Source organism: Pseudoalteromonas sp. G5_S1_54_S4 (genome assembly GCF_054968565.1).
In genome coordinates this window covers 103186-117219 of record NZ_JBQKUL010000003.1, presented here as the reverse complement: position 1 = coordinate 117219, position 14034 = coordinate 103186, and the positions used below count along the sequence as shown (strand labels likewise).

The 14034-nt window shown below is 40.5% G+C and carries 13 protein-coding genes; 5 read left to right on the top strand and 8 right to left on the bottom strand.

Annotation, left to right across the window (positions count from 1 at the left end; all coding sequences use genetic code 11):
* Positions 1-30: 30 nt before the first annotated feature.
* A complete protein-coding gene (gene mtnK / locus ACTRWE_RS02475; RefSeq protein ID WP_036957111.1) occupies positions 31-1248 on the bottom strand; it encodes an S-methyl-5-thioribose kinase in 1218 nt (405 codons plus the stop codon).
* A gap of 130 nt (positions 1249-1378) precedes the next feature.
* Between mtnK and mtnA the strand changes: the two genes are divergently transcribed.
* Positions 1379-2404: an S-methyl-5-thioribose-1-phosphate isomerase gene (gene mtnA / locus ACTRWE_RS02470; protein WP_036957047.1), complete on the top strand. Its 1026-nt coding sequence runs from the start codon at positions 1379-1381 to the stop codon at positions 2402-2404.
* 63 nt (positions 2405-2467) lie between these two features.
* On the opposite strand, the gene ACTRWE_RS02465 is transcribed toward mtnA, so the two are convergent.
* The 3 genes from ACTRWE_RS02465 to ACTRWE_RS02455 are packed head-to-tail and all read right to left on the bottom strand — an operon-like array spanning position 2468 to position 4307.
* Entirely contained in the window at positions 2468-3010 is a 543-nt protein-coding gene (locus ACTRWE_RS02465; RefSeq protein WP_036957049.1) for a 1,2-dihydroxy-3-keto-5-methylthiopentene dioxygenase, read from the bottom strand.
* Positions 3007-3693: an acireductone synthase gene (mtnC, locus tag ACTRWE_RS02460; protein ID WP_036957050.1), complete on the bottom strand. Its 687-nt coding sequence runs from the start codon at positions 3691-3693 to the stop codon at positions 3007-3009. The genes ACTRWE_RS02465 and mtnC overlap by 4 nt, the downstream gene beginning before the upstream one ends.
* Positions 3690-4307, bottom strand: a complete 618-nt coding sequence (locus ACTRWE_RS02455) for a methylthioribulose 1-phosphate dehydratase (RefSeq protein WP_036957053.1) — start codon at positions 4305-4307, stop codon at positions 3690-3692. Before ACTRWE_RS02455 ends, mtnC begins: the two co-directional genes overlap by 4 nt.
* A gap of 107 nt (positions 4308-4414) precedes the next feature.
* On the opposite strand from ACTRWE_RS02455, the gene ACTRWE_RS02450 reads away from it, so the two are divergent.
* The 3 genes from ACTRWE_RS02450 to ACTRWE_RS02440 are packed head-to-tail and all read left to right on the top strand — an operon-like array spanning position 4415 to position 7801.
* Positions 4415-5557, top strand: a complete 1143-nt coding sequence (locus ACTRWE_RS02450; protein WP_036957055.1) for a methionine aminotransferase — start codon at positions 4415-4417, stop codon at positions 5555-5557.
* A complete protein-coding gene (locus ACTRWE_RS02445; protein WP_036957057.1) occupies positions 5545-6318 on the top strand; it encodes an amidohydrolase in 774 nt (257 codons plus the stop codon). Before ACTRWE_RS02450 ends, ACTRWE_RS02445 begins: the two co-directional genes overlap by 13 nt.
* A gap of 58 nt (positions 6319-6376) precedes the next feature.
* Positions 6377-7801: a mannose-1-phosphate guanylyltransferase/mannose-6-phosphate isomerase gene (locus ACTRWE_RS02440; protein ID WP_462879452.1), complete on the top strand. Its 1425-nt coding sequence runs from the start codon at positions 6377-6379 to the stop codon at positions 7799-7801.
* Positions 7802-7867: 66 nt separating this feature from the next.
* On the opposite strand, the gene ACTRWE_RS02435 is transcribed toward ACTRWE_RS02440, so the two are convergent.
* The 3 genes from ACTRWE_RS02435 to ACTRWE_RS02425 all read right to left on the bottom strand — a co-directional run bounded on the left by ACTRWE_RS02435 (position 7868) and on the right by ACTRWE_RS02425 (position 11346).
* Positions 7868-10024 (bottom strand): response regulator, encoded by a 2157-nt coding sequence (locus ACTRWE_RS02435; protein WP_462879451.1) that lies wholly within the window; start codon positions 10022-10024, stop codon positions 7868-7870.
* Positions 10025-10104: 80 nt separating this feature from the next.
* A complete protein-coding gene (locus tag ACTRWE_RS02430; protein WP_008108518.1) occupies positions 10105-10761 on the bottom strand; it encodes a helix-turn-helix transcriptional regulator in 657 nt (218 codons plus the stop codon).
* A gap of 213 nt (positions 10762-10974) precedes the next feature.
* The gene (locus ACTRWE_RS02425) at positions 10975-11346 is read right to left on the bottom strand and encodes a histidine triad nucleotide-binding protein (RefSeq protein ID WP_013466185.1); all 372 of its coding nucleotides are present in this window, start codon (positions 11344-11346) and stop codon (positions 10975-10977) included.
* 92 nt (positions 11347-11438) lie between these two features.
* Here ACTRWE_RS02425 and ACTRWE_RS02420 point away from each other — a divergent pair, with 92 nt between their 5' ends.
* Positions 11439-12041: a DUF2057 domain-containing protein gene (locus ACTRWE_RS02420; RefSeq protein ID WP_036957060.1), complete on the top strand. Its 603-nt coding sequence runs from the start codon at positions 11439-11441 to the stop codon at positions 12039-12041.
* Between the two features lie 57 nt (positions 12042-12098).
* On the opposite strand, the gene ACTRWE_RS02415 is transcribed toward ACTRWE_RS02420, so the two are convergent.
* Positions 12099-13940 (bottom strand): M1 family metallopeptidase, encoded by a 1842-nt coding sequence (locus ACTRWE_RS02415; RefSeq protein WP_058155358.1) that lies wholly within the window; start codon positions 13938-13940, stop codon positions 12099-12101.
* Positions 13941-14034: the final 94 nt, after the last annotated feature.

The following is a 14034-nucleotide window of genomic DNA, read 5'->3' as shown; positions in this document are numbered from 1 at the left end:
ATAAAGACTTAGTTTAGGGTCAAACAGACCCTAATTTAAATGGCTTATTAGCAAGCTGAAAAACGCGTCTTTAGTATCGCAAGTGTGGGCATTTAAAATCAATTGCTCACCCAGTGCTAATGTTTGTTTTTGTACGTTTAACCGTGCGGCCTCATCGGTAATGCCTTCTATATCAATTACATTAGCAAGGCCTATAGTGCGTCTAATTAGCTCTATGCCACAGTAGCCAATAGCATCTTGTAAAACATGTTTCATAAAATACTCTGCGTAGCCTGAAGCTTTAAGTGTCTCATCAGTTGTTTGCTTATTTATGAGCTCAAACCACTGTTGTTCAAATGTGGCGTAGCATTCAACCAATGTACTTAATAAATGGGTTTGATAATTACGACGTGCTACAAAGTCGTCAATGCGACCGTGCTGAGCACAGTAATTTAGTAGTAAGTTACCGATAAAAGATCCAATATCAAAGCCAATAGGGCCAAAAAAGCCAAACTCAGGGTCGATCATTTTAGTGGTAGTTTGATTAACAAAAATACTTCCGCTGTGCATATCGCCATGCAACAAGGTTTGTGGGTTCGATAAAAAGTTAGCTTTTAGCTTTGCTACTTCAAGTTTTAATGCCCCATTTTTACGAATAGCCTCAACTTCAGTTTGTAATTGTGTCGGATAGTTGTTGCGTTCATGCTCTATGTACGGATCGCTAAAAAATAAATCTTCAGTAATTTGGCACAATTCAGGGTTAGTAAATTGGCTAATACGTGCTTTTTTATCTTGCGCTAATAAATAAAAGTCAGAGTTATAAAAGCCCGTTTGGCTTAAATACACAGCTACGTGGTGAGCAAGGTTTGGAAATTGTTCAGCATTATTTTGCGCTGTTCGCAAAATTTGCATATCACCTAAATCTTCTAAAATGGTCAGGGCTAAGTCTTTATTGTAATGTAAAACAGTAACCGTATGCGCAGGGCAAATAGTCCCATGATTAAGTAAAACTTCTGCCTCTATGCGTGCTCTATCAAGTGTTAATGGCCACGACTCACCTACACAACGCGCATACGGTAAAGCTTGCTTTAATATAATACTGTTGTTTAGCTCATCCGTAATTCTAAATACTAAGTTGAGATTACCGTCACCAAATTCATAAGCGGTAAGCGCTTGCCCCGGCTTAAAAAAGTCGTATTGATTAGATTCAATTAATGAATTGATGTAATTAATAGCGTGCTGTGCATTAAAAGCAACATAGTTAGTCATGGTTTTATTCTCAATAAAGATGCATTTAAGCATTCTATACCTTTAAATGTTTAGATGTCTATAAGTCTAACTTGAGAGTTCTTCAAAGTGGTGTAAAATAACCCTACGCATTTCTAATCTTTTGAGCCTTATGCAAAATTTAATCGCAAGCAGTTTAAAATATGAAAATAGTACGCTGAGCGTACTTGATCAATATTTGCTTCCTCATCAACAAGTGTGGCATGAATGCCACACTGTAGAGACCATGAAAGAGCTGATCATCAGCTTAAAAGTGCGTGGTGCGCCACTTATAGGCTTAGGGGCCAGTTTATTAATTGCTTATTTAGCTGAGCAAGGTATGACTAGAGACGCGCTTACAACCGCTATAAATGAGCTAGAAGCCACTCGCCCAACAGCGGTTAACTTAATGCATTGTATGGCGGCGTTGCGCCAAGCGCTTAAACAAACTGATTATGTTGCCAGTATTGTTACAACGGCTGAGCAGTTATTTGTTGAAGACATTGAGTTATGTGAGCGTATGGCAACACGTGGGGCTGAGCTAATAAATAGCGGCGACAATATATTAACTCACTGTAATACCGGCGCTTTAGCCACTGCGGGCATAGGTACTGCATTGGGTGTTATTTATAAAGCACAACAAGTCCATGGCAATGTCCATGTGTGGGTGGATGAAACGCGCCCCTTACTACAAGGTGGACGTTTAACTGCGTTTGAATTGGAGCGTTGGCAAATACCTTACACGCTAATTTGCGATAACATGGCGGCCAGTTTAATGGCTGCAGGTAAGGTAGATAAAATTGTTGTAGGGGCTGATCGTATTGCTGCTAATGGCGACTTTGCCAATAAAGTCGGTACTTATAATTTAGCAGTGCTTGCGCATTTTCATAATATTCCATTTTATGTGGTGGCACCGGTTACTACGCTTGATCTAAATACTGCCCAAGGTAGCGATATAGAAATAGAGCAACGTAATCCACAAGAAGTGCGTGGTGTTAGTGGTAGTTTTGGCGAGGCATTGTGGGCTCCCACTAATGCTAATGTATACAACCCCGCATTTGACGTAACACCCGCAAAGTTGGTTACTGGGTGGGTGTTAGATACCGGTGTTTATAACCAGAGTCAGGTAGAAAATGGCGTACTCTTAAAGCTGAAGTAATTTTGTGATGCGTTTGGTCCGCGTTATGTTTATTAGTGTGGACCAGGGTTTTGAATGATTAAATTACGGTAATAATGGAAATTGCTCTGCAATCGGTGATTCCGTGCTTTGTGCTACCCAACCTTGTGTATTGTTAAATAGACGAATAGCGGTAAATTCTGGGTCGCTACCCATATCAAACCAATGAGGTGTCAGTTCAGGTACTGAGATCAAATCGCCTTGTTGGCAAAGTACTTGGTACACTTTACTGCCAATGTGTAAGCAAAATAACCCTTGGCCTTTTACAAAAAAGCGCACTTCGTCTTCGCTGTGAGTGTGTTCAAATAAAAACTTTTTGCGTAATTCTGAAGCATCAGGGTTGCCTTTAGCTAGTGATATAACGTCAACAGTTTGATAGCCGCCTTGCTGTTTTAAGCGTTCAATATCGCCGCTGTAGGCAGTTAAAATATCATTATTACTGGTGCTTTCAGTGATCTCGGTATTTGCCTGCCATTGCTCAAAACGCACATTAACCTTAGCAAGTTCAGCGGCAATATTTTGAACATCGTTACTGGTCAGCAGTGCATTAGTGGCGTCAGAATCTGCAAAAATAGTGAGTTGGCTCATGCTAAATGCTCCGCTTTAAATTGGCTAAAATCGTTAATGTAGCTGTGCTTTGATGAGCTTTCTTGCCCATCACGAATTAAATGTAAAGTTTTAAGCCCAGCGGTTTTTGCAGCATCAAGCTCTGCAACTACATCACTTAAAAACAATACTTCGTCTGGGTTAAAAGGCAATTGCGTTATTATGTTTTCATAGGCGCTTGGCACTTGTTTGGCGCCTACTTTGGTGTCAAAGTAATCACTAAATAGTGGGCGAATATCGCCAAAGTCAGAATACTGAAAAATTAAATGCTGTGCTTTCACAGAGCCCGACGAATAAACGTATAACTGTTGGCCAGCTTGCTTTTGTTGTTGTAAAAATTGATAAGCATCTGGGTATAAGTGACCAGTAAAATCACCGTTTTCATAGCCTGTTTGCCAAATTAAACCTTGTAATTGCTTAAGTGGCGTTATTTTTTTATCTTCTTCAATCCAAGTAAGTAAAGTGCTAATAACGGTGTCGATATCGGCATTAGGCTCGTTAATTTCAGCTTTTACAGCGCTAATTTGTTCTGCTACTTCAGGATGCTCTGTGTGACTGCGCACAAATGCAGGCAGTTGTTGTGCGGCATAAGGAAATAGCACATCTTTTACAAACGAAATACGCGTAATAGTGCCTTCAATATCAGTTAGCAATGCTTTGATCATAGTGCGGTTCCTGTTATTTTTAAGCGTTCTAGCTCGCAACTAAATAAAAACTCTAATGCCTCTAAATGGCGGCGAACTTCATCAATGTTACGGCCAACAGCATATAAACCATGACCTCTGATCAATACGGCATGCTTAATTGGTGAGTGTAAGTGATGGTCGCTCACAAGTAGGCTTAAACGGTCTATATCTTGATCGTTATCGAAAATAGGGATGGCCAGTGATTCTAAGTGCGATGTAATACCGCTGAGCGCTTTTTGCATCTCGTAGCCGGTTAGTTCAAGCTGATGGCGTTGAATAATATTTGAAAGTACAGTTGCCGCTACCGAGTGAGTATGCAAAACATATTGCGCGTCAGGAATAAGTTGATACAAGCTCAAATGCAGTTGTGTTTCGGCTGAGGGTTTTATTGCCCCTGCAACACGCTCACCTAAATGATTTAATTGTAGAAAATGCTCAGGCATTAACGCGCCTTTGTCCTGGCCACTGGCTGTGACTACAAAGCCCGTACTGGTGCGAGCTGAAAAGTTTCCACCTGTTGCGGGTACCCAACCTTTTTGACTGACCCATTTTCCGGCTTCAATAAGTTCTGAAATAGCGGTATTGTTTTGCATACATTCCTCACTAATGGGCATAAAGCTATTTGTTTTAGACGGCTATACTTCTGTTTTAAGCAATGATAGCATCGCTTTGGGCGTAAAACCATCATTAAGGGTAACAAGTGTTTGAAAGTAAATTGCCAAATTTAGGCACCAGTATTTTTAGTCAAATGACTGCTTTAGCAAATCAATTCGAAGCGATTAATTTATCGCAGGGTTTTCCTGAGTTTGATGCACCTGAGCTACTTAAAAAACAGCTTAATCATTATGTGCTTGAAGGAGTTAATCAATATTCACCTTCATCTGGTGTACCGCGCCTGCAGCAACAAATTGCCCAGTTAGCAAAACGAAAATATGCGGTTGAAATAGATGCCGCGCAGCAAGTAACGGTAACCTCAGGGGCAACCGAGGCGCTGTTTGTTGCCATTCAAGCGCTAGTGCGCGAAGGTGATGAAGTCATTGTATTTGACCCTGCTTATGACTCTTACCAGCCTGCGATTGAATTGGCCGGTGGTAAGTCAGTTAATATTTCTCTGCATGCTCCGAGTTATATAATTGACTGGCAAACGGTGGCTGCGGCTATTAATAGCAAAACGCGGGCTATTATTATCAACACTCCACATAACCCAAGTGGTAAAACGTTAAAACAGCACGATATTAATGCCCTAAAAGCCTTAGTCATCGAGCATGATTTATACCTGATAAGTGATGAAGTATACGAGCATATTACTTTTGATAAGCAACCACATTTAAGTGTGTTACGAGATGAGGAATTGTTTGCTCGCAGCTTTGTGATCTCAAGCTTTGGCAAGACTTTTCATAGCACTGGTTGGAAAATGGGTTACTGCATCGCACCCGCTACACTTGCGGTCGAGTTTCGTAAAATTCACCAATATGTGACTTTTTCAAGCTTCACGCCTGCGCAACATGCACTCGCCGATATGTTAGAACAGCAAGGTGAGCATGTGGATGCGCTAAGTGAGTTTTATCAACAAAAACGCGATGTGCTCAGTAATGCTCTACAAGATAGCCGCTTTAGCATTTTACCAAGTGAAGGCACCTACTTTTTACTGCTTGATTACAGTGATGTATCGGATTTAAATGACGTAGAATTTTGCCAATGGTTAGCAGAACAAGCAGGCGTTGTAGCCATTCCACTGAGCGTGTTTTATCAGCAACCAAGCAATGATAAAGTTATTCGTTTATGTTTTGCTAAAAATGATCAAACCTTAATAGAGGCGGCACATATTTTATGTCGACTTTAACCTTAGCATTATTACAAAGCTCGCTGCATTGGCTCGATAAAAAAGCCAATTTAGATATGTTTGAAAAACAGCTTGCTAACATCACCAATCAACCTGATTTAATTGTACTACCTGAAACCTTTGCCACTGGATTTGCGGTTAACCTTGACTGTGGCGACGCTGAAAATGGCTCAGTACTGAGTTGGCTCAAGGCACAGGCGAAGCACTATAATGCGGTAATTGCAGGCTCGGTATTGGTAACCCAAGGAAGTAAAAAAGCGAATCGGTTTTACTGGGTACAACCAAATGGAGAAGTGAGCTATTACGATAAACGGCACTTATTTTGTTTAGGTAACGAAGGCGAGTTTGTAGTGGCAGGACAAACGCGTGAAGTGTTTGAACTCAATGGGTTTAAAATATTGCCACAAGTATGCTACGACTTACGGTTTCCGGTGTTTCAGCGCAATAACAATGACTACGATGTGATGATAAATATTGCTAATTGGCCAGCGGCAAGGCGCAATGTGTGGGATACCTTGCTAATGGCACGAGCAATGGAAAACCTATGCTACGTGGTTGGCGTAAACCGGGTTGGTGAAGATGGCAATGGTATTGCCCACAGTGGTGGAACTTCAGTGTATGACTTTAAAGGTGAGCCACTGATTAAAGCGAATGACGACCAGCAAGCACTACTAACAATCACATTAAATAAAGCGCCGCTTGATGAGTTTAGAGCTAAATTTCCGGCACATTTAGATGCCGATGCTTTTACATTGGTATAAATTAGCGCCCAGCCGATAAAGTGCTAAAATAGCCGCTGATATTTTTATTGGCGGCTTTATGAATACAACCCTTGTTACACCGGTAATTTTAGCTGGCGGTATTGGCACACGGCTTTGGCCGCTGTCGCGCCAAGCAATGCCAAAGCAGTTTTTATCTTTGCTTGATAATAAAAACCAGCAGTCGTTATTGCAAAGCACGTTAGTGCGTGTTGCAACTGAGGACTTTAATCCCGCTATTTTGGTCTGTAATGAGCAGCATCGATTTATTGCCGCGCAGCAGGCAGCATTTGCAAAGCCCAATGCCATAGTACTTGAGCCAGAAGGCAAAAATACCGCACCAGCCATTGCCCTTGCCGCGCACTATGCATTAAAAAATAATATTACAGGTCCTTTGTTGGTGATGCCTGCCGATCATTATATTGAAGATTTTACGCCATTAACTGCTCAGTTATCTGATGCGGTGACACTGGCTGAGCAAGGTAAATTAGTTACATTTTCAATTACGCCAACAGAGCCGCATACCGGTTATGGCTATATCAAACAGGGCACAGCAATTATAGGTACTGCTTGCTTTGAGGTAGACCAGTTTAAAGAAAAACCTGATTTAGCAACTGCATCAACCTATTTAACTGAGGGCGGTTATAGTTGGAACAGTGGCATGTTTTTATTTACTCCCGCTGCATATCTAAAAGAGCTGGAACGCTTTGCGCCAAAAATAGCTAAAAGTGCTGCTAGTGCCACTGATTTTAAACAAGACTTAGCGTTTACAAGAGCAAATACTCATGCACTTGAATCTTGCCCAAGTGACTCGATTGATTATGCTATTTTAGAGCGTAGTAATAATGTGGTGGTAATGCCCGTTGCATTAAATTGGAGCGATGTGGGTAGTTTTTCTGCACTGGCAGCGCTAAGTAAAAAAGAGCCACAGGGTAATAGCCCACACCAAGAACATATCGCCCAAAACAGTAGTAACAACTTAGTTATTAGCGAAGATAGACACACAATAGCGACGTTAGGGGTAAGCGATTTAGCGGTTATTCATACCCACGACGCCACTTTAATTGCTGATCAAAATGCGCTTGATGCCCTCCCGTTATTACTCAAGCAATTGGCAACAACACATAATAACAAACTGACACACCATCAGGTGGTTTACCGCCCTTGGGGAAATTATCGTACGCTGGTAGAAAGTATCGGTTTTAAAGTAAAAAAAATAACCGTTAATAGTGGGGCTAGGCTCTCAACGCAGCGTCATCAGCATCGCGCTGAGCATTGGGTTGTGGTGTCGGGCACTGCAGATATATGTATTGATCAGCAAAGCTTAACGCTGACCCACGACCAATCTTGTTATATTGCAGCAAAACAGCTGCACAGTTTAGCGAATAATCAGCTCGAGCCCTTAGTTGTTATTGAAGTTCAAACGGGTGCCATTTTAGATGAAAGCGATATAGAGCGATTTGACGATATATACGGCAGAAAATAACAGTATAAATAGTGAAAATACTTGATTATTTGTCACTGTAGTAAAACTTGATAGCCTGTAGCCGTTTTACCCTAGTCCTTGCCGCACATACTTCAAATACGCTTCTAAACTGTGTTGCCACAGTGTGCTGGCTTCATTTAATGAGTTATTTAATGGCTTTTTATCAAGTAAGCGCCGTTCTATTTTTTTCAGTGCCAGTCCATAGCTATTAAAACCAAGTTGCATAGCGGTGCTGGCTTGGCGATGTAATAACTTAATGCATTGCTCGGGGTCTTGCTCTAATAAAGCTTGGCAACGGCTCAGCTTATTACGAGCAGAAAGAATAAATTCATTATAGATAGAAGACACTTCATCAATACTAAAAGAGCTTGTAAGGGTCTCTGTTGCGGTTTCATCGTATAACGTATCAACCAGCTCGACGGCAATATTAGCTGTTTGTGTTGACTGTGAATCACTCAGTGCTTGGCGTAGTTTCTCTTGCTTTAATGGCTTGCCAACAATGTCTTTAATACCCAGTGCTAAGTATTCTTTTATTTCATCAGGGCTCAAACTGGCAGTAAAGGCCAGCACTGGCGTTCGCTGATTTTTATGCTCCACCCGTTTGAGAGTTTTTAGTACCTGTTGCCCTGTTAAATCGGGTAAGTTCATATCAAGTAGCACCACATCAAAGTGGTATTTTTTCATCAACTCAATCGCACTTTTGCCATCTTTAGCGAGCTTAATTTTATGCTCGTCGTCAGCCATAAATTCAACAGCTATTTTTTGGTTTAAATCTAAATCTTCAACAAGTAACACATCAAGCCCAGTTAAATAATCCTTACTTTGGTGGCGTTGCTCTACAAGGCTAAGCTCACCAATAGCTAACGTCATGTTAAAGCTAAAGACACTGCCTACTCCCAGCTCACTGGTAATTTCTAGCTGGCTATTAATTTTATCGAGAAGGCGACTGGTTATAGCTAGTCCTAGGCCTGTTCCGCCTTTTTCTTTACCGGCACTGCTTTGAATGTAGGGCTCAGTTAAATAATCAATTTCATCTTTTTCAATACCGGGACCTGAATCGAGTACGCTTACTTTAAGGGTATGATCTAGCTGGGTTTCATTAATTAAGTCTATTTGTACTTTTACCATCCCCGTATCGGTAAATTTAATCGCATTACCTACAAGGTTAATAATAATTTGTCTGAGTTTTTGTTGGTCGCAGTAGTAACAGGCTTTGTCGGGGATATTACAGGCGAGCTCAAATTTAAGTTGTTTTTGTTCGGCCAGAGGGCTTAACAGCAAACATAAGTTTTGCAGCCACGTTTTAAACTCTATGTCTTCTTCGTACAGGGCTTCGTCGTGCTGATCTAAGCTTGCATATTCCAGCACTTTATCTACCAGTAAGTTGAGTGACTCAGCTGAGTTGATAATGGCCTCACAATAGGCTTTGTTACGGCTGTCGCTGGTTTGATTTAATACCAGTTGTGCACTGCCTAATATGCCGTTTAGTGGTGTGCGTATTTCATGACTGATGGTGGATAAAAACAGTCCGCGAATTTCTAAATCTTTATGAGCTTTTTCGGTGAGTTTATTAAGTCGTAATTCCCTGCGCTCATTACATAACAACGCCATACCTGCAGCATAGAACATGGGGGCAATAACACTATTTAAAAATAACAGTGAGTTAAACCATGAATTTAAAATGGCATCCTGTTGTGCAATGTCATCCATAAATAGGCTTCGGGTAATAAAACTTGCTGCAACTAAAGTTAAAATAATTATGTAAACAATACTGGCGTTAGGATAGGGTTTTCGCGCATATTTTATAAATATAAATAATAAAAAAGTGGCCTCTACAATATGCTGCAAATCAGAAATATATACCCGTGAGCGCATTGAGGGCTGTAAAAATGTGAAATAAACAAGCAGCAAAGCGCTGAGCGCTGTAAATAGGCAAACAAACTTAAGGCCACGACCATGATAATTTAAAAATTGACTCAGTGACAAACAATGCACAATAGAGGCTAAAAACATCATGTTATTAGCAAGGGTAATGGCAATCTGATCAGGAATTTTGCTTATTAGCGCAAAACTAACAATGGCAGCTAATAGCAGTAAAGGATAGAAAATATAAAGTAACGTGCCGGGAACATGCTTATTGGTACGCCAGGTTAAAAAGTTCAGTAGCGTCATCACTGTTATAACGGCGATACTGGCAAAATAAAGCGTAAATGAGTCGAGCATTAAGACCCCAACAGCGTTTTTTAAAGAAGATATAAAAACAGGCACTTAAAGTGCCTGTATGGTATTTATTCAAACAAACGTTAACGAATTTCGTCAGGAATGTTTTGTTGTGCCCAAGAAAGTAATTCAATACGGTTGCGACATTTAGTTTTTCTAAATGCACTGTATAAATGAGTTTTTACCGTATGCGGGCTAATACTTAACTCTTCAGCAATTTCTTTATTTTTAGAGCCATTACTCATTAACGAGATAATTGCTTTTTCACGCTTCGTTAGCTTTATTGGTTCAATATCACCATCAGTTAGCTTATGCAGCGCATCTTTATTAAATTGCAGCATGCGGTTAAGCGCATTACACATAATGTCACGACGATACCAAAGCTGATCTTCGAGTAATAAACGAATCCCTTTCATGAGTACATCGGCATTATCTGTGGTGTAAAATACACCACGAATACCGCTAAGTAATGCGCGATTAGCAAGCTCTGGGTTTTCATCTAAATTGAACAACACAATATCGCACTTGATGCGTAAATTAACGAGTTGCTCTTTTAGCTTTGTCCATGCGTCTTTACTTGATGTTTCAATGAACAATAAGCGAGTACCTACCGGAACATCTAAAATATTTGTACCCGTAGTTACGTCAAGGCCTTGCGTTTTTAACAATGGCTCTAAAACGTTAATACCAATAGTGTTAATTGGTTCTTCATCTAACAACAAAAAGGCTGAACTGCTCATGTTTTTTTACTCTTTTATAAAGCTGGCTAATTAATTTTACCACAATCCCTACACACCTTTTGTATTAGAAAATCATTATTTCACTGGAGAAAAGGTGCGATTTCCGATTATTTAAACATAAAATGTTGCAAATAAGTAATTGTTTTTTTTCGTGTAGTAAGAAAAACGCCGTATTTTTGATTTTTTTAAACTAATCTAAGATTTAACTAAGCACTATAGCGCCGTTTTTTTAGTTTCTTGGTATGGAGGCCAGCCCATTTCTTTACCTGCGAGCATATGTAAATGTATGTGATACACAGTTTGGCCACCATGTTCATTACAGTTCATCACAACGCGGTAGCCGTCATCGCTAAAGTTGTGTTGCTTGGCCAGTTTTGCGGCGACCGTGTATAAATTACCAACTAAATGTGAGTTTTCATTATTTATATCATTTATAGTGGCAATTGGTTGCTTGGGAATAATTAATACATGAAATGGCGCTTGAGGATTAATGTCTTTAAACGCTAGCGTGTCATCGTCTTCGTAAATAATATCTGCTGGAATTTCGCGATTAATAATTTTAGTAAAAATAGTCTCTTGGCTCATAATGATGACTCTAATTTATTTGATTAATATATGTGTCACTAATGACAAATTTTGCTAGCAGTGTCAAACTGAAATCAACTAAAGGAGTAATTATGCGTAAATCAATATTATTAGGCAGTGTAGCGGCGCTCTTAGTGAGTGCATCGAGTTTGGCAGAAAATATTCACTTTCCTGAGGAATTTGTTCCTTTGCAAGTGGGTGAACGAATAATTGAAAGTTCGCTTTTTAGTCGTGTTGATGATGTTGAATTAGCACCGGGTACTTATCAGCTAAAACTTAAATACACAGATTTATATGACTTAGGTTATGACGATCATGAAGTGATTGAATCAGAACCTTTTTGGGTGAATGTAACCATTGAAGCGGGTAAAGATTACACCTTAGTATTTAATCGTGCTGAAAATGCGGTAGCGGCAAAAGTATTTGCTGAGGCACCGCAAGTGAGTTTAAAAGCAAAAGGCAGCACCTTAGCTAAGCCATTAAATATTATTGCCGAACGACAAGTTCAAAGCGCACAGTTTAAACAGCAAACAACAGCAATCCCAGCGGGCCCGCAAAAACCGAGTCGTCCCATAAAACCGATTACGCCAATTAATGGAAAAGGCATGCCAAGTGCGGCAAATATGCTCGACTTTTGGTGGCAACAAGCAACGCTCGCTGAAAGGCAGGCTTTTTTAGATAAAGTAACAAAATAATTAAGCATTAAAAAAGGGCCAAATTGGCCCTTTTTAGTTTATTGGTAACGCTATTATTTATTCAAATAACGCGTCAATGGTACCTTGTGCAAGTGGGTGATAACCCGGACGTGCTTTTAAGTACACGCTTTGTGCCCAGTCTTTTTTACCATGTGTAATAAGTGCTTTGTAAAGTGGCACTATTAGCTTACGACGACCAATACCCGATAAGTGTTTATCAAGCGCAGGGTAAATCGGTTGGTAACCGTTACCCACTGCTAGCATGTACCATGCAAATGCGCGTTCTGCGTTAGTTGATTGGGTTAAGTTAAACTCGCCGTCTAATTCAGTCATTTTTTCAATGCTTAAATCGCGCGGTAGGTTATTTAAAAAGTGCAGCCACTCATGCACTGTCCAATTTGCAGTAGGTAATTGTGCGGCAGTTGTATCCCCCTTTAACCATGCTTGTGTTGCAGCATCTACTTTATCGAACGCATCAGAGGTAGGGTTAGGTGCATCACTTGGTAAACCAGGCTCAAAAATCCACTCGTTCACTTTATCCATGCTCACTACACCAGGGTACTTTTCAATTAAGTTAGCTTTGATGTAAGTCACAAATTGCGCAGTGGTTAGCGATTTAAACGCAAATTCATTAAAGTAAGTTTTAACAAAGTCATCAAACTTATCACGGCCATATTTTTCTTCTAGGTAGATTAAAAATAGCTGACCCTTTGTGTAAGGCACTGAGCTAAACGCATCATCCGGATCGCGGCCATTAAGTTTTAAATTAAGGCGAGTGTCTGGTGCATCAATGGTTTTAAGTTGCGCACGTAGGCCAGCTGCATCAAGCGCTTGCTCCATTACTGCACGGTCGCGACCAAATACTTCTTCCATAATGCGGTTTTCAACGTAAGAGGTAAATCCTTCGTTTAACCATAAGTCTTCCCATGTGGCATTGGTTACTAGGTTACCAGACCAAGAGTGAGCAAGCTCATGTGCAATCAGGTTAACGAGGCTTTTATCGCCAGCAACAACGGTTGGGGTAATAAATGATAGACGCGGGTTTTCCATGCCACCAAAAGGGAAGCTAGGCGGTAGCATAAGTAAGTCATAGCGACCCCAAGCATATTCACCATACATCGCATTGGTTTTGTCGATCATCGCTTGGGTGTCATTAAATTCAGCAACTGAGGCATCCAAAATAGTCGGTTCAGCAAAAATACCGGTTTGTTTAGACATCGCTTTAAATTCTAAGTTACCAGCACCAATCGCAATTAAGTAAGGCGAAATTGCTTGTGGCATATTGAAGTGGTAATCACCGTCTTTATAAAGGGCATCTTTATTATCGGCACTCATTACCGCACGCACATCTTCAGGGGTATGAATACGTGCAGAATAAGTCACACGCATTGCCGGTGTATCTTGCACAGGGATCCAACTACGTGCATGTATCGCTTGCGATTGACTATACATAAACGGGTGCGTTTTACTGGCTGTTTGCTCTGGCGTTAACCACTGTAAGCCCGACGCTTCTGGGCGACTGTTGTAGTAAATACGGACTTTTTCAGCTTGGCTTTTAAATGTAATGGTTAGTTTTGAGCCTTTAACATCGTCGCGATTAGCAAGGTTAAAACTGGCTTTATGCCAATTGCCATTGGCTGTTTGATACATCACTTTATCAATATCAAGATCGCGGGTATCAAGTACTAGCTTTGTGCTTTTCGCGTTTTGCCATTGTAGCGTATGCTCAACAAAACCTTCTAATTGCTTGTCGGCAAAGTCGATGTCTAAATCAAGGTTTAAATGCGTGGTGATAACATCATCAAGGTTGGCGTAGGAATTTTGATCAATAGCGCTAGCCATTGCTTGCGAGCACATACCGGCCATAGCGAGGCTTAAAAAAAGAGGTTTGATTTTCATAATTACCTTGAGTACAAATAAAAAAGTACCCGTTTTATAACATGATTGCCACAGTGGGTTGAACAATTTTTACAAGCTGATGCGCAATTTGCGA

Coding starts and splice junctions, on each gene's coding strand:
- mtnK (WP_036957111.1), bottom strand. CDS start 1,248: ATGACTAACTATGTTGCTTTTAATGCACAGCACGCTATTAATTACATC.
- mtnA (WP_036957047.1), top strand. CDS start 1,379: ATGCAAAATTTAATCGCAAGCAGTTTAAAATATGAAAATAGTACGCTG.
- ACTRWE_RS02465 (WP_036957049.1), bottom strand. CDS start 3,010: ATGAGCCAACTCACTATTTTTGCAGATTCTGACGCCACTAATGCACTG.
- mtnC (WP_036957050.1), bottom strand. CDS start 3,693: ATGATCAAAGCATTGCTAACTGATATTGAAGGCACTATTACGCGTATT.
- ACTRWE_RS02455 (WP_036957053.1), bottom strand. CDS start 4,307: ATGCAAAACAATACCGCTATTTCAGAACTTATTGAAGCCGGAAAATGG.
- ACTRWE_RS02445 (WP_036957057.1), top strand. CDS start 5,545: ATGTCGACTTTAACCTTAGCATTATTACAAAGCTCGCTGCATTGGCTC.
- ACTRWE_RS02440 (WP_462879452.1), top strand. CDS start 6,377: ATGAATACAACCCTTGTTACACCGGTAATTTTAGCTGGCGGTATTGGC.
- ACTRWE_RS02435 (WP_462879451.1), bottom strand. CDS start 10,024: ATGCTCGACTCATTTACGCTTTATTTTGCCAGTATCGCCGTTATAACA.
- ACTRWE_RS02430 (WP_008108518.1), bottom strand. CDS start 10,761: ATGAGCAGTTCAGCCTTTTTGTTGTTAGATGAAGAACCAATTAACACT.
- ACTRWE_RS02425 (WP_013466185.1), bottom strand. CDS start 11,346: ATGAGCCAAGAGACTATTTTTACTAAAATTATTAATCGCGAAATTCCA.
- ACTRWE_RS02420 (WP_036957060.1), top strand. CDS start 11,439: ATGCGTAAATCAATATTATTAGGCAGTGTAGCGGCGCTCTTAGTGAGT.
- ACTRWE_RS02415 (WP_058155358.1), bottom strand. CDS start 13,940: ATGAAAATCAAACCTCTTTTTTTAAGCCTCGCTATGGCCGGTATGTGC.